Below are 14,955 nucleotides of genomic sequence, written 5' to 3' on the forward strand. Positions count from 1 at the left end.
CCTCGGAAGGTGACCGGCCGTCGTCGTAATAACCAGAAGCGCCGTCCGGCGCCCCCAAAAAAGAGACTTACCAGCCGCGCTCGGCGAGGCGGTGCGGCTGCGGGATCTCGTCGACGTTGATGCCGACCATGGCTTCACCCAGGCCGCGGGAGGCCTTGGCGATGACGTCCGGGTCATCGAAGAAGGTGGTAGCCTTCACGACGGCGGCGGCACGCTGGGCCGGGTTGCCGGACTTGAAGATGCCCGAACCGACGAACACGCCGTCGGCGCCGAGCTGCATCATCATCGCGGCGTCAGCCGGGGTGGCGATGCCGCCGGCGGTGAACAGCACCACCGGGAGCTTGCCGGTGGCGGCAACTTCCTTGACCAGTTCGTACGGTGCCTGCAGTTCCTTGGCCGCGACGTACAGCTCGTCCTCGGGCAGGGCCGCGAGCTTGGCGATCTCGGCGCGGATCTGGCGCATGTGGCCGGTGGCGTTGGAGACGTCACCGGTGCCGGCCTCGCCCTTGGAGCGGATCATGGCCGCGCCCTCGTTGATCCGGCGCAGCGCCTCACCGAGGTTGGTGGAACCGCAGACGAAGGGAACCGTGAAGTTCCACTTGTCGATGTGGTTGACGTAGTCGGCCGGGGTCAGGACCTCGGACTCATCGATGTAGTCGACACCGAGGGACTGCAGGACCTGGGCCTCGACGAAGTGGCCGATGCGGGCCTTGGCCATGACCGGGATGGACACGGCGTCGATGATCTGGTCGATCATGTCCGGATCGGACATGCGGGACACGCCGCCCTGGGCGCGGATGTCGGCCGGGACGCGCTCGAGCGCCATAACGGCAACGGCACCGGCATCTTCGGCGATGCGGGCCTGCTCGACGTTGACGACGTCCATGATGACGCCGCCCTTGAGCATCTCGGCCATGCCGCGCTTCACACGGCTGCTGCCCGTCACGCTGTTGGCGGACGAGCCGGCTTCGTTGCTTACATCAGGTGTAGACACAAAAACCCCTATGGGTAGCTAGATGACCTTTCGCCGGCAGTGCAGGCGGCAAGGACATGCCGTTTTTTGCACACACCGGAACACCGGATCCATTGACCGGCAGTTCTAATATACTAGTCCCACCGCGGGGGCGCGGCTTAATCAGGGGCGGCGCGGCCTAATCAGGTCTGCTCGGAGTCTTCCAGCGACTGGACACGCACCGCGAGGACGCGCTGGACCACCGTGACCAGGCTCGCCAGGGCCAGCAGCACCAGGGTCGCCAACAGCACCACGGGCGGCAGCCCCACGCCGGTCAGGCCGGTGATCACCAGGACGGAGACCAGCCGTTCAGCGCGTTCGGCGATGCCCACGTTCGCCTGGAAGCCGAGGGATTCGGCTTTCGCCCGGACATAGGAAACCACCATGCCCAGAACAAGGCAGACGACGGCGGCAACGGCTATGGGCGCGTTGGCACCGCCGGTGAAAAACCAGATGGCGACCCCGGCGAAGAGGGCGCCGTCTGCCAGCCTGTCCAGCGTGGAGTCCAGGAAGTTGCCCCAGCGCCCGCCGAGGTTCTGCATCCGCGCCATGATTCCGTCGATGACGTCGGAGAAAATGAACGCGGTGATAAAGACTGTTCCCCAGAACAGCTGTCCCAAGGGATAGAACACCAGGGCGCCGACCACCACCCCGGCGGTTCCCACAATGGTGATGGCGTCCGGTGAGACGCCCATTCTTAACAGCCAGCGTGCAATCGGGGTGAACAGCGCGGTGAAGAACCCGCGGGCATGCCTATTCAGCATGCGTCTCCCCGGGCCAGGCGTCGGCGACCTGCTGGCGGACCTCGTCCAGCGTCTGCGTGATCGCCTTGGTCTGGGCGATGATCGGGAAGAAGTTTCCGTCCCCGCCCCAGCGCGGAACGATGTGCTGGTGCAGGTGGCCCGCGATGCCCGCCCCGCCCACGACGCCCTGGTTCATGCCGAGGTTAAAGCCGCCGGGATTGGCCACCTTCCGCAGCACCCGCATGGCGGTCTGCGTCAGGTCGGCGAATTCAGCGGTTTCCTCCACTGTCAGGTCCGTGTAGTCCGGGATATGGCGGTAGGGGCACACCAGCAGGTGCCCGGGGTTGTACGGGAACAGGTTGAGCACCACATAGCATGTGCGTCCGCGGTACACGATGAGCGATTCCTCGTCGGTACGGGCAGGCGCGATGCAGAACGGGCAGTCGTCCTGGTTTTTGAACTGGTGCTGTCCGCCCTTGATGTAGGCCATGCGGTGCGGAGTCCACAGCCGCTGGAAAGCATCCGGAACGCCGGCCAGGCCAAAATCGTCCGTCACTTCCGCGTCGCCCGGATAGCCCGACCCCGTGTTCTCCTGCACGTGTGCCCCCTCCGCCGCGGCTAGCTTGTCCGGTTGCGGACGGCGTCCACGATCCGCTGGACGGCCTCTTCGACGGGCACGCCGTTGTCCTGGCTGCCGTCCCGGAACCGGAAGGAGACTGCCCCCGCCTCGGCGTCCTCTCCGCCGGCGATCAGCACGAACGGAATCTTGTCCTTGCTGGCCGTACGGATCTTCTTCGGGAAGCGGTCCGAGGAGATGTCCACCTCGGCGCGGATGCCGGCAGCCTTGAGCTTGTCAACGACGTCGAACATGTAATCGTTGAAGGCCTCGGCCACGGGGATGCCCACCACCTGCACGGGGGCAAGCCAGGCCGGGAAGGCGCCTGCGTAGTGCTCGGTGAGCACACCCATGAACCGCTCCACGGAGCCGAACAGGGCCCGGTGGATCATGACGGGACGCTGGCGGGTTCCGTCAGCGGCCTGGAACTCGAGCTCAAAGCGTTCAGGCAGGTTGAAGTCCAGCTGGATCGTGGACATCTGCCAGGTGCGGCCCAGTGCGTCCTTGGCCTGGACAGAGATCTTGGGTCCGTAGAACGCGGCTCCGCCCGGGTCCGGGACCAGTTCCAGTCCGGACGCCTCTGCCACTTCGGCGAGGGTGCGTGTGGCTTCCTCCCAGGTGGCGTCGTCGCCGACGAACTTGTCCTCGTTCTTGGTGGACAGCTCGAGGTAGAAGTCGTCAAGGCCGTAGTCCTTGAGCAGGCCCAGGACGAAGTTCAGCGTGGTAGTGAGCTCGTCCTTCATCTGCTCGCGGGTGCAGTAGATGTGGGCGTCGTCCTGTGTCATGCCCCGCACCCGGGTCAGGCCGTGGACCACACCGGACTTCTCGTAGCGGTACACCGAGCCGAACTCGAAGAGCCGCAGCGGCAGTTCGCGGTAGGACCGGCCGCGTGAGCGGAAGATGAGGTTGTGCATGGGGCAGTTCATCGGCTTCAGGTAGTAGTCCTGGCCGGGCTTGCGGACCGTGCCGTCCTCGTTGTGCTCCGCGTCGATGTGCATCGCCGGGAACATGCCGTCGCGGTACCAGTCCAGGTGGCCGGAGACCTCGTACAGGTGTCCCTTGGTGATGTGCGGGGTGTAGACGAACTCATAGCCGGCGTCCACGTGGCGCTGCCGGGAGTAGTCCTCCATGGCCTTGCGGATGATGCCGCCCTTGGGGTGGAAGACCGGCAGGCCGGATCCCAGCTCGTCGGGGAAGGAGAACAGGTCAAGCTCGGCGCCCAGCTTCCGGTGGTCGCGGCGCTCGGCCTCGGCGATGCGTTCCTGGTATGCCTTCAGGGCGTCCTTGGTGGGCCACGCGGTGCCGTAGATGCGCTGCAGCTGCTGGTTGTTCTGGTTGCCCAGCCAGTACGCGGCCGAGGACCGGGTCAGGGCGAAGGCGTTGGAGATGAGCTTGGTGTTGGGCAGGTGGGGGCCGCGGCAGAGGTCGCACCACACACTGTCCCCGCTCTTGCGGTCCACGTTGTCGTAGATGGTGATGTCGCCGGCGCCGACCTCGACGTTGACACCCTCGCCGGCGTCGGCGGCGTCGTTCTTCTTGCCCAGCAGTTCGAGCTTGTAGGGCTCGTTCTTCATGGCCTCGCGGGCCTCGTCCTCGGAGACGACGCGGCGGACGAACTTCTGGTTCTGGTTGACGATCTTGAGCATCATCTTTTCCAGCTGGCGCAGGTCCTCCGGGGTGAAGGGCTCGGCGACATCGAAGTCGAAGTAGAACCCGTCCGTGATGTAGGGGCCAATGCCAAGTTTGGCGTCCGGGCGCAGCTGCTGCACGGCCTGTGCCATGACGTGGGCGGTAGAGTGGCGCAGCACGTTGAGCCCGTCGGGGGAATCGATGGTGACGCCTTCAACCTCGGCGCCCTCGGGAAGGGGCTGGTCCAGGTCCTTGAGTTCACCGTCGACCCGGGCCACCACGACATCGCGGCGCTCAAAGAAGAGTTCCGCGCCGGTGGTCCCGGTAGTCACCTTCATTTCTTCGCCATCGACGATGAGGGTGATCTGCTGGGCATCTGACACGGGTGTCTCCTATTCAAAGTTCAGGCTTCGTAGCTTGTGGCGTACGGGGACCACAGCCAGCCTCGTCAATGTTATCTGTTGCTGAAGTGGCGAACCAAAGCGCCACGGCTGGGGGCACTGGGAGCCGTTGAAAAGGGCCAGGACAGGTCAGCTTCCCAGCCCGGTGATGGCCAGGTTCCTGCTGATGCCCTCCAGAGGCCCAGGCTGTCTGATTTCCGCCGTCACGGAGCTGTGTTCGGTTTCAGGGAACGGCAGGGTGTCCACCTGGCTGAGGTCCCAGGCCATGCTGGCGCTGAGGCTGATGCCGCGCGGGCCGGTCCGCCGGGTGGTCCCGCGGATCAGCAGCAGGCGGGTGCCGAACAGCAGCGGGCCGGCATGCTCCTGGGCTTCATGGAAGAACACGGAGTCGACGCACCCGGTGCCATCGTCGATGCTGATGAAGACCACCCTCCTGCCCCCGCGCATGGGCGGCGTCTGGGTGGCAATCCTGACCCCGGCCACCAGGACCTCGGTGCCGTTGCGCAACCCCAGCAGCTTGTCCGCGGTGGTGACGCCAAGCCGTTCCAGGAGCGGCCGGTGGCTGGACATCAGGTGTTCGCTGACGTCAACAGCCATCAGGTCAAGTTCCGCCCGGACATTTTCCACCGTGGTGGGCTCCGGAAGGCCGGCCTTGACGTTCCGCAGTTCAACATCCCCCAGCGGGAGCGCGAGCTGGCCGTCAATGACGTCTGCCCCTTTCTTCGAAGGCTTGCCCTGCAGGATTTGCAGGTGGTGGACAAGGTCCGCCCGGTTGGCCGTCCCGCCGGATTCCCGGTGCAGGGAGTCGAAGGCCCCCAGCTGGGCGAGCCGCTTGATGCTTGGCTTGCTCAGCCGTGAGCGGTCCCTCAGATCGGCGAGGGAGTCATAGGGCTGGCCGGCAACGATACGTTTCAGTTCGGACCCGGAAAGTCCGAAAATGCCGTTGAGGCTCAGCCGGATACCCAGCTTTCCTGCATCTGCCCCTTCCGCGACACGCTCCACCCGGTATTCCGCGCCGCTGCGGTTGATGTCCAAAGGCAGGATGGGGATGCCCATGCGCCGCGCTTCGGCAACCAGGAGCCGCTTGGGGTACATCCCGGGGTCGTGTTCCCACAGCCCCGCAAGGAATGCCTCGGGGTGGTGGGCCTTCAGCCAGGCAGACTGATAGGTGGGAACGGCGAAAGCAGCACCGTGGGCTTTGCAGAAACCAAAGCTCGCGAACGATTTCAGGGTGCCCCAGACCTTGTCCACGACGTCCGGCAAGTAACCCCTGGCCTTTGCCTCGCGGCGGAAATACTCCTCGACCTGGGCTTCCCCGACCTCGCTGCTCAACGCCCTCCGGAACTCGTCGGCCTTGGCCAGTCCGCAGCCGGTCATCACGTCAAAGGTCCGAAGGATCTGCTCGTGGAAGACCGTCACCCCGTGGGTTTCCTGCAGCACCGGCTTGAGGTCCGGATGCGGGTAAGTCTCCGGCGCGAAACCGTGCCGGTGTTCGAGGAAGGGCCGGACCATGTCCGATTTCATGGGCCCCGGGCGGAACAGCGAGATGTCGATGATGAGGTCGTTGAACTCCCGTGGGGCCATTTTGCCCACCAACTCCCGCTGGCCGGGAGATTCGATCTGGAAACACCCCAGCGTGTGGGTGCTCCTGATCAGCTCGTACGTTGGCTCATCGTCCAGGGGCACGGCATTGAGGTCGATCAGGCCGTCCTCCCTGATGTAGTCAGGCCCGGTGCCGCCAGGGCCGGCAGGGTGGGCGCCGGCGGCCACCACTTCAGCCTTGGAGGGATGAATGCGGATGATCTCCCGCACGGCAAAGGCCATGGCGCTTTGCATCCGGACGCCCAGGACATCAAGCTTCAGCATGCCCATGGGATCCATGTCGTGTTTGTCGAACTGGCTCATGGGCAGGCCAAGGCCGCTGGGCTGGACGGGGGTCCGGTCCAGCAAAGTGGCATCACCGAGGATCACGCCGCAGGGATGCATGGAGATGTGGCGCGGCAGCCGGTCCAGCCGTTCGGTGAGGTCCACCAGCAGGTCAAGCTGCTGGTTTTCGGCAAAATTGCGCTGTTCCACCCTGCCGGCGAATTCGCGGAGTTCTGGCTTCTCCTCCAGCGCCTCCCGGAATTTCCTGGCCGAAAAGCGCCACAGTTGCTTGGCGATTTCCCCGACATCGCCGTCGTCCATCCCCAACGCCATTCCGGCGTCCCGCACCGCACCGCGAGCGCGGTAACCGTTCTGCATGCTCATCAGCGTGACGCGCTGTGAGCCGAAACGTTCGAAAATCTTCCGGTAGACGTTGTGCCGTTCTGCACTTTCGACGTCGATGTCGATGTCAGGGAGCGTGGACCTGTCACCGGAGAGGAACCGTTCGAAAATCAGGTCGTGCTGGAGCGGGTTAACCTGGCTGATGTCGATCAGGTAGTTGACCAGGCTGGATGCACCCGACCCCCGGGCCGCTGCCCTCACACCCATGTCGATGATCATGCGGGAAACCTCGGCGACCGTGAGGAAGTAGGAGGCGAAACCGAGGCGGGCAATGATCTTCAGTTCATGCTGCAGCCGGGCGCGCATGTCCGCCTCCGCCTTCCCGGAGATGCCGGGGAACCGTCGCGCAATACCGGCCTCGCAGCGCTGGGCCAGTTCTGCCAGCGGATCTCCCTCAATGCCAATAACGGCGGCCTCTGGCACCACAGGCTGCTTCCAGCCCATGTCAGATTCGGGATCCATCCGGCACCTGTCCGCGAGCGCCTCTGTTTGCGCCAGCAGCACCTGGAGGTCTGCGGTCCCATATCCTGCGGCATGGATAATTTCCTTGCCCAGCTCCACCATCTGGTCCGGGGTTTTCAGCCAGCCCTGCCCGTTGGGCTGGAGCTGCGGCGCGGCGGACAGCTCGGGAAGAGACTTGAGCGTGCGTGCTGAATCCAGGACGTCGGCTGTGGCTGCCCCGTCCTCCGCGCAGTAGCGCACAGCATTGGTAAGCACTGCCGGAACGCCATACTCCTGCGCCAGCTTGAGCATGCGGACGGCGTGGGCAGTGCTCAACGGCTCACCCGGAGCGCTGAGGTGGGTAACGATCTCCGCTGCGACGCTTCCGGCCGGCAGGGCGTCCAGCCAGCCCTTGAACAGGGTGCGGGGGCGGAGGTACCGCCGCCCGCCCAGTGCGAGGCCGACGTCGGAATCCGGCCCCAGCAGCACGGTGAGCACCGGCTTCAGGGTTTCCGGGTCCAGGACGCGCGAGGCGAGTTCAGCCCTGGTGACCGCAACGGGCACCGTTCCGCCGGCCTTGCCCGAAGTGCGGGCATGTGCGTCGGAGATCAGCCGGCACAACGCTTTGTATCCTGCCCCGTTGTTGTGGCCATGGGCCAGGACCACAACCCGGCCGGTGACCCGCGCCGCCGAATAGCGGGTTTTGGCGGACCGGGCCGCTGAAACCTGCTCAGCGGGCATCCCGGCCTCATGGTCCCCCTCGTCGTCGAACACGGACAGATCGACGCCGACAACCGGGTCAATCCCGGCAGCCATGCATGCCTTGAGGTGTTTTACGGTGCCGTACAGGCCGTCCCGGTCGGTGCAGCCAAGGGCGGTGGCCCCTTGGGCGGCTGCCGCCTGGGCGAGTTCATCGGGCCAGGAAACACCGTAGTGCGCGCTGAAGGCGGTGGAAACGTGAAGGTGAGTGAAGCTCATGCTGATTTGGGTCGGGGTACGTCTTTGGGCCGGGGCACGTCTTTGGTGCGGAGGGCGTCATGGATCCTGAGCAGCCGCCAGCGTCCGGCATGCCGCACCAGATCAAGGGTCAACGGTTCAGGTGGTTCAGTTGCCTGGATTTCCAGGGCTGGAGTGTCAGGGTCTGTGATGTCAGGATCTGTGATGTCAGGTTCTGTGGCTTCAGGGGCCGGGCTGTCAGGCATCCGGTTTCTGCCGGCAGGCAGAACCTGCACCCGCCAGATCTCATGGTCCACAAGGCCGGGTCCGCTGCCCAACGGGGCACGCCGCTCCTCGACCCACCATTGGCGGCGTTCATACCACCGCATTGGTTCAGCGCAGACCCGGTATTCCTTGCCGCCCCACCGAAGCTCGGCAGGTTCTCCGGTGGGTGCGCAAACGACGTCGACAGGCTCGCTGAACAATCCCATGGGTACCTCCGGAACCAGACTCATCCTGCTGCAAATACGCAAGCTTTGGAAGCAGGGATTCACAACAGTTATTCGAAGCAGTTATTCGAACATGTATTCGAACAACTTCAGTCTACGCCGGAGCTAGGACAAAACCCAGATGGGTGTGGACGGACGGCGGCTCACAGGGCAGGATGGTCCCATGAGTTCCAATGACGCGCTCCTGAAGCAGGTAAGCATCGCCGCCAAAGAAAGCACATTGGTGGCCAAGTTTGATATCGACGGCAGCATTCCAGCATCGGGAGCCTTTGTTGTGGGGCTCGTGGCTGCCACTCCGGATTATTCACATCAACGGAGGCTGGGAATCGAGTTCATGAACGGCGAGGCGGTCTCGATCTACTCCTTCAGCCATGACGGCACCGAGGAGAACTTCGATCTCAGCAGCGTCGAGCACTCGGGCAACACCATCACGGGCAACTTCCCGATGAGCACGGTCCTGGGGCTCGACAAGAGCCACCTCATGTCCGCGTTCAGCGAGGCCGACGGGCGGGAATTCCAGTCCGGCGTCCCCGTCGAGGAGAAGCTCTAGAGGGCTACGGCTCTACAGGGCAGGCGGCATCGGGGACCGGTCCGGATCCGCTCTTGCAGAGCCCCAGCATGCCTGCCATCGAGCCAGCGCCTGTCACCAAGCCCGCGCCCCCAGCAGGCCACATGCCTATGCGGACAGAACGCACCGAACCTGTCCGCCGCAGAGGCAACAGCTCAGCTGTTGTCGTTGTGGATTTTCATCTCGAGCTCGATGAACTTCGAGATCATGGCCCGGTACGTGGTTTCCACGATGTCCGGGTCAATTTCTTTTTTCTCGGCGGCTGAGCGTACGTGCTCGATGACCCGCTCCACGCGTCCCGGGGCGCGCACTTCGGCGTCGTCCCCCTTTAGCGTTCCCGCGATGCGGATCAGGCGCTCGCGGCGGGCGATCAGCGTGACGATCTGCTCGTCCACCTCGTCCACTGCGATCCTGACGGCGGCGAGCTGTTCCCGGTCAGCCTGGGCGGTTTTCTCGTCTCCGTGATTTGTGGCCATGTTCATGACAGTATCGAACCATGCAGCCCAGAGTCGATATTATTTCGTTGGGAGTGCGCAGCGTGGCCGCCTCCCGCCGCTTTTATGTGGATGGGCTGGGCTGGCCGGTTCACCGTGAGGTTCCCGGCGAGGTGGTGTTTATCCAGGCGAACCACGGGCTGATTCTCTCCCTGTGGGACGCCGCGCAGATGCAGGCCGAGGCCGCCGTCGATGCGCCCGCGGCAGTGCCCTGCATTACGCTCAGCCACAACGTCCGCAGTTCTGAAGAAGTGGACCGGGTGATGGCCCAGGCTGAGTCCGCCGGCGCCGCCGTCGTATCTCCCCCCAAGACGCAGCCGTGGGGCGGGTACACCGGATACTTCGCAGATCCGGACGGCTTCCGCTGGGAGATTGCGTTCAACCCCACGTGGACAGTGGACGACGGCGGCCGGGTCACCGTCTGATTGGCAGGTCCGGCCCCCGGCTCATAAAAGGCGCCTCAGAAGAGGGCCTCGACCGGTTCGATGAGATCCGGGGAGTTGTTGCGGACATTGCCCACCGCCTTGCCCACGGAATCCACCCGCCAGCCTGCGGCAACGTCCTTAACGCCGGACCGGACGAGGTCCACGAGGCCGGCGGCGTCGTCCACCTGCGGATCAAGCCACGCCGACATGGTGGCACGGCTCATCGGCAGAGGGACGCGGTCGTGGAGCGCCGTCAACTCGGCGAATACAGTGCCTTCGGTGCCTGCCGGCGGCGAGTCCGCCGTCATGATGGACATGGAAAGCAGCCATTGGCCGGGCTCACCCGGCGGCACCGCGGGGTCCTTCCACCACTCATACAGCCCGGCGAAGGCCATGGCGGAGTCGTCCCGGGGATGGACGTAATACGGCTGCTTGCTGCGGCCCTCGCCCTGTTTCCATTCGTAGTACCCGTCTGCCGGAACCGCGCAGCGCCGCGACTGGACGGCCTTGCGGAACGCCGGCTTCTCGAGGACCGACTCACTCCTGGCGTTGATCATCTTTGCGCCGATGCCCGGGCTTTTTGCCCAGGAAGGCACCAGGCCCCACCGGGCGACGTGCAGCTGGCGCGCAGTGGCCCCGTCGATAAGCCGCTCCAGGACTATGGGCGCACCATCAGTCGGCGCCACGTTCCACGACGGCGGGATCTCGGTTTCGTTCTCAAGTTCGGCATCGAATTCGGCCAGCAGATCCCCCACTGCCCGGGCCATGACGTAACGTCCACACATGGCACCAGCATGCCATCGCAACAGAGGCTGGGGAATACCGGTGCCCGGGTTACCGTTGAGGGGAAGGAACCGACAGGTCCATATCAATCAGAGGAGAGCCCGTGGACTTTACCCCCGAAGACGGCACCATCACCATGTTCTCGACCACGTGGTGCGGATACTGCAACCGGCTGAAGAAGCAGCTGGACGCCCAGGGCATTGGCTACACCGAGATCAACATTGAAGAGGTTGACGGCACGGCCGAGCTCGTGGAGCAGATCAACGGCGGCAACCGCACCGTCCCGACCGTTCTCTTCCCGGACGGCACGGCTGCGACGAATCCGTCCGCAGCCGAGGTCAAGAGCAGGCTCGCCGCATAGGGCCGACGCCACAGTTATGTTTCACCAGTAAAGGCACCGGAGAACCGGTGCCTTTACTGTTTGACTGCCTGTACTGCTCCCGTGCTGTCCGTTGTTCGCTTCTCCGGCGAGTCAGACCTTTTCGCCGATCCGGTCCGGCACCGTCCCGGGCGCGTGCACTTCCTTGCTGCGGGGCTCCTTGCGGCTTGCCAGAAAAGCCCACAGCCTGGTGTCGTCCGCATGGCTGTGGGATTCCGCATAAGCCACCGGAGCCGGTTTCCTTGTCGCGGCCTGCGGCGGCGCCGGCTCCAGTTGCACCTCGGGTTTCCGGTGCACCTCCGGCTTACGGACGGCATCCTGCCCGGTGTCCCAGCCAAAATCCGCCCGCGATGAATAGCACATCACCGACCTCCTGTTCAGCGGCTGTTCTTTAATCGTCCTCCCCTCCGCGTTTGAAAGCGACAGGCCTGGGTACGAAAAAACCGGGCGGACCCCGCCCCCGGCGACTGCCGGTCCGGCGCGTTACAGTTCGAGTTCCTTCCCGCGTTCCAAAGGATTGCTGTGAATCCAGTTTCCCCGCAGATAGGTACCGTCTTCGTTCCCGTCAGCGATATCGAGGAAGCCCGCGACTGGTACTGCGGCATGCTGGGCGTGCCCGCCGATGGCAAAGTCCTGCTCGACCATCTGTACATACTCCCGATGGAGGGGGCCGGTCTGGTCCTGGACAGCAGGATCTACTCCCCTGGCGCCGTTTTCCAGGTTCCCGCGTTCCACTTCAACACCGCCGATATCCATGCTGCCCACGCGTTTATGGAGACCCGCGGCGTGGAGCTCACGGATGTCAATGATGACCAATGGTTCAACTTCCGCGATCCGGACGGGAACGTCCTGATGATCTGCCAGATCCCTGCGGCCACGGAATAGACGCAGGAACACGGAGTAGAGGCAAGTACACAGGGTAGACGCAGGAACACGGAGTAGACGCAGGATGCAGCGCTAGGCGCGAAGGCTGCTGAAGTCGGCGGAGCCCATTGTGGCGTAATCCGCGTACGTGCGGACCACGGCATCCTCGACGGTCTGCACGTCAAGGCCGGGCACCAGGTCGTTGGCCGCACCGGCGGTCGCCGGCTCCCAGTCCAGGCCGAGGGCAGCATAACTCGCGGTCAGGACCTCACGGATGGGTGCCGAGTTTTCCACCACGACGACGGAGCTGAACAGCCAGGCACCGGACACCACACGCTGGGCTGTGCCCACCAGCTTGATCTTGTGAGCGGGGGCAATGGGCGCAAAGCCGTGCACGCTGTACTCGCCCGGGCAGTACTCCCCCGGGATCTCCCCGACGGCGGCATGCACGCCCACGTTCTGCAGGGCCTGAGCCAGCATCCCGCCGAAAAACGCGAACCGGCCTTTGGCTCCGGCGATCGCGTCGCTGTGCGGCTCCACATGGTCGATGATGAGGGTGCCTTCGTGGTAGGCAGCAGCGCGGCCCCCGGCCTTGCGGATCAGCGGCTCGAACCCCAGGTCCCGGCACGCCTGGGCGGCAGCGCCGAAGCCGGGCAGGCGGGTGTCCCGCTGGCCAAAGGCGACGGTCGGCGCGGGCCGGTACAGCCGGAGGGTGGGTCCGATGTCCCCTGCCCTGGCCTTGCCCAGCAACTCAATCCCGAAGTCGAGGTCCCGGACCGCGCCCAGGGACTGCTCCTGCCTGACGAGAGTCAGGCTTCGTGAATCAGCCCCGGCCTGCTGCATGTTGCTAGCTCCCTTATGGTCATATTGCATCGGTGAATCGCCGGCCGACCGGCCCCATCTAGGGTACGCCGGGCCGTGCCAAACTGCCGCCATGCCGGCAGTGGTCAGGATTTGCGCAGTGTGAGGATCTGTTCCGCCCGCCCGAACGGCCCGGACAGATCATGGAGCACCGTGGAGGTGAGGCCGATGCCGTCGGCGCCAAAGGAGACGGCGTTGTCCAGTCCCAGCCACTCTCCCTCCGGCCGCCGGTACATGTGGATCTGGAGGTCAAGGTTCGGGAAAGCGTAGCTGTCCCTGCCCGGAGGCACCCGCGCGGCGATGCCGTTGGCCGTGTCCACGAGTCCGAGGAGCCGGGCCATGTCCGAGCTGTCCTTTCCGTCTGTCAACGGATGCTCCGTGCGCAGCCACACTTTCCCGGCGCCGGGCCGGTGGCCCCCCGCCACCCGCATCTCCAGGGAACGGATGTAGCCTCCGGGCCACACGCTCGCGCCGTCGTAGGGCTTGCATTCTTCCGGCGAAGGAATGGGCCCGTCCTCGACGGCGGCAACTGCGGACGTGTCACTGGTGATCATCCGCCAGGCTGTAGCCCTGATGGCCACGCGCTCCGCCGCCACGAGTTCGGCCTGCACCAGCTCGATCGTGCGTCCCGGCCGGAGCGTGGTGGTGACGATTTCAAATTCGCCGCCAGGGATCAGGCCCAGGATTTCGTAGCTGAGCCGGGCCATCCGCATGTCGTCCCGGCTCTCGTGCCGCTCCAGACGGTCCGCCATGAGGCCCGACGCCGGCGCCATGTGCTGTTCGTGGGCGTTCCAGGCGCCCTGGGCGTGGATGGAGGAGCGGAAACGGCCGCCGCCGAGGTCCTGGTAATAGAACTCGCCGTCGGCAAGTTCCGGGAGTTCAGCAGTCAACGGTGACTCCTTCGAAGCGTAATGGGTAATCCCGGATCACCCTATCGCTTCCGGCGCAGGGAACCCTTCCCCGGCCGAACCCTTTCACAGCTTCCTCAAATGTCCGGCTCACAGCAGGCATAAGTCAGGTCCATACAAATGATGCATGACACCACAGCAGAACTCCCCCACCGAAGTGCGCCAGCACGGCAAACAGGTAAGAAAGCCATCCCGCCGGGCCTTCCTCACGGCAGGCGCCGCGCTTGTACTCTCCGCGGGCGGCGCCACCGCCTGGGCGCTGGACCGGTTCGTGGTCCAGCACGTGGAAATCTCCGATGTGTCGGCCTACGAGGCCGCGCAGGGTGTGTCTGCCGGGACCACCACGGCTGGGTCCGCCGCCTCCCTCACCGACACCTCCTATACGGGCAACGGCACTACCATCAAAATCTCCACGGTGGCCACCGGCAGCGGTGACGGCACCGTCACGTACTACGTTGCCGACGTCGTCCTTGACGACGCGACGACGCTCAAGTCCGCGTTCGCCAACGACAGCTTCGGGGAGAACATCACCCAGACCACCTCGGAAATTGCTGCCGCCCACAATGCCGTCTTCGCCATCAACGGCGACTACTACGGCTTCCGGGACACCGGCATCGTCATCCGCAACGGCGTTACCTACCGGGACGAGGGCGCCCGCCAGGGGCTGGCCTTCTACCGGGACGGAACCGTGAAGGTCTACGACGAAACCGCCACGAACGCCAAGGAGCTGGTTGCCGACGGCGCCTGGAACACGCTGTCCTTCGGACCGGCGATTGTCCTTGACAGCCAGGTCGCGGACGGCATCGAGGACATCGAGGTGGACACCAACTTCGGCAACCACTCCATCCAGGGCGAGCAGCCGCGGACCGCCGTGGGACTGATTGATGCCAACCACCTGGTCTTCGTGGTGGTCGACGGGCGCAGCCCGGGTTACAGCGCGGGCGTCACCATGACCGGAATGGCCCGGATCATGAAGGACCTCGGTGCCCGGACCGCATACAACCTCGACGGCGGCGGCTCCTCCACCATGTTTTTCAACGGCGCCCTGGTGAACAATCCCCTCGGCGCCAACCGGGAGCGCGGCACCTCTGACATCCTCTACATCGGCAAGTGAGGCA

16 protein-coding genes are annotated in these 14,955 nt (G+C 64.8%); 5 read left to right on the plus strand and 11 right to left on the minus strand.

Going from position 1 to position 14,955, the window contains the following annotated elements; all coding sequences use genetic code 11:
- Positions 1-67: 67 nt before the first annotated feature.
- From pdxS to ACFUTU_RS15115, 6 genes are all read right to left on the minus strand, one after another.
- Positions 68-994 carry a pyridoxal 5'-phosphate synthase lyase subunit PdxS gene (gene pdxS / locus ACFUTU_RS15090; RefSeq protein WP_377965640.1) on the minus strand — a complete coding sequence of 309 codons (927 nt, stop codon included), beginning with the start codon at positions 992-994 and terminating at the stop codon, positions 68-70.
- Positions 995-1,155: 161 nt separating this feature from the next.
- Positions 1,156-1,776: a phosphatidylinositol phosphate synthase gene (gene pgsA / locus ACFUTU_RS15095; RefSeq protein ID WP_377965642.1), complete on the minus strand. Its 621-nt coding sequence runs from the start codon at positions 1,774-1,776 to the stop codon at positions 1,156-1,158.
- Positions 1,766-2,353: an HIT family protein gene (locus ACFUTU_RS15100; protein ID WP_377965644.1), complete on the minus strand. Its 588-nt coding sequence runs from the start codon at positions 2,351-2,353 to the stop codon at positions 1,766-1,768. Before ACFUTU_RS15100 ends, pgsA begins: the two co-directional genes overlap by 11 nt.
- Positions 2,354-2,373: 20 nt before the next feature.
- On the minus strand, positions 2,374-4,338 hold the full coding sequence (gene thrS / locus ACFUTU_RS15105) for a threonine--tRNA ligase (RefSeq protein ID WP_377965743.1): 1,965 nt from the start codon (positions 4,336-4,338) through the stop codon (positions 2,374-2,376).
- A gap of 192 nt (positions 4,339-4,530) precedes the next feature.
- Positions 4,531-8,088, minus strand: coding sequence for a DNA polymerase III subunit alpha (locus tag ACFUTU_RS15110; protein WP_377965646.1), 3,558 nt, complete (start codon positions 8,086-8,088; stop codon positions 4,531-4,533).
- Positions 8,085-8,537, minus strand: coding sequence for a hypothetical protein (locus ACFUTU_RS15115; protein ID WP_377965648.1), 453 nt, complete (start codon positions 8,535-8,537; stop codon positions 8,085-8,087). Before ACFUTU_RS15115 ends, ACFUTU_RS15110 begins: the two co-directional genes overlap by 4 nt.
- A 181-nt stretch (positions 8,538-8,718) precedes the next feature.
- On the opposite strand from ACFUTU_RS15115, the gene ACFUTU_RS15120 reads away from it, so the two are divergent.
- On the plus strand, positions 8,719-9,105 hold the full coding sequence (locus tag ACFUTU_RS15120; protein WP_377965650.1) for a hypothetical protein: 387 nt from the start codon (positions 8,719-8,721) through the stop codon (positions 9,103-9,105).
- A gap of 173 nt (positions 9,106-9,278) precedes the next feature.
- Here ACFUTU_RS15120 and ACFUTU_RS15125 read toward each other — a convergent pair whose 3' ends face one another.
- On the minus strand, positions 9,279-9,605 hold the full coding sequence (locus ACFUTU_RS15125; RefSeq protein ID WP_377965652.1) for a chorismate mutase: 327 nt from the start codon (positions 9,603-9,605) through the stop codon (positions 9,279-9,281).
- A 14-nt stretch (positions 9,606-9,619) separates the two neighbouring features.
- Between ACFUTU_RS15125 and ACFUTU_RS15130 the strand changes: the two genes are divergently transcribed.
- Positions 9,620-10,042 carry a VOC family protein gene (locus ACFUTU_RS15130; RefSeq protein ID WP_377965654.1) on the plus strand — a complete coding sequence of 141 codons (423 nt, stop codon included), beginning with the start codon at positions 9,620-9,622 and terminating at the stop codon, positions 10,040-10,042.
- Between the two features lie 35 nt (positions 10,043-10,077).
- Here ACFUTU_RS15130 and ACFUTU_RS15135 read toward each other — a convergent pair whose 3' ends face one another.
- Positions 10,078-10,827, minus strand: coding sequence for an SOS response-associated peptidase (locus ACFUTU_RS15135; RefSeq protein ID WP_377965656.1), 750 nt, complete (start codon positions 10,825-10,827; stop codon positions 10,078-10,080).
- Positions 10,828-10,928: 101 nt separating this feature from the next.
- On the opposite strand from ACFUTU_RS15135, the gene ACFUTU_RS15140 reads away from it, so the two are divergent.
- Complete coding sequence (locus ACFUTU_RS15140; protein ID WP_078028863.1) at positions 10,929-11,186, plus strand: mycoredoxin; 258 nt, start codon at positions 10,929-10,931, stop codon at positions 11,184-11,186.
- Between the two features lie 111 nt (positions 11,187-11,297).
- On the opposite strand, the gene ACFUTU_RS15145 is transcribed toward ACFUTU_RS15140, so the two are convergent.
- Positions 11,298-11,567 (minus strand): hypothetical protein, encoded by a 270-nt coding sequence (locus ACFUTU_RS15145; protein ID WP_377965659.1) that lies wholly within the window; start codon positions 11,565-11,567, stop codon positions 11,298-11,300.
- Positions 11,568-11,726: 159 nt separating this feature from the next.
- On the opposite strand from ACFUTU_RS15145, the gene ACFUTU_RS15150 reads away from it, so the two are divergent.
- Positions 11,727-12,089: a VOC family protein gene (locus ACFUTU_RS15150; RefSeq protein WP_377965661.1), complete on the plus strand. Its 363-nt coding sequence runs from the start codon at positions 11,727-11,729 to the stop codon at positions 12,087-12,089.
- A 72-nt stretch (positions 12,090-12,161) separates the two neighbouring features.
- Here ACFUTU_RS15150 and ACFUTU_RS15155 read toward each other — a convergent pair whose 3' ends face one another.
- Together ACFUTU_RS15155 and ACFUTU_RS15160 are read right to left on the minus strand one after the other, a co-directional pair.
- The gene (locus tag ACFUTU_RS15155; RefSeq protein WP_377965663.1) at positions 12,162-12,911 is read right to left on the minus strand and encodes a biotin/lipoate A/B protein ligase family protein; all 750 of its coding nucleotides are present in this window, start codon (positions 12,909-12,911) and stop codon (positions 12,162-12,164) included.
- Between the two features lie 104 nt (positions 12,912-13,015).
- Positions 13,016-13,819: a thioesterase family protein gene (locus ACFUTU_RS15160; protein ID WP_377965665.1), complete on the minus strand. Its 804-nt coding sequence runs from the start codon at positions 13,817-13,819 to the stop codon at positions 13,016-13,018.
- Between the two features lie 145 nt (positions 13,820-13,964).
- Between ACFUTU_RS15160 and ACFUTU_RS15165 the strand changes: the two genes are divergently transcribed.
- Positions 13,965-14,951 (plus strand): phosphodiester glycosidase family protein, encoded by a 987-nt coding sequence (locus tag ACFUTU_RS15165; protein WP_377965667.1) that lies wholly within the window; start codon positions 13,965-13,967, stop codon positions 14,949-14,951.
- The last annotated feature ends 4 nt before the right edge of the window (positions 14,952-14,955 follow it).

Origin of the sequence: Arthrobacter sp. NPDC057388 (assembly GCF_042668165.1) — a bacterium.
Taxonomy (GTDB): Bacteria; Actinomycetota; Actinomycetes; order Actinomycetales; family Micrococcaceae; genus Arthrobacter.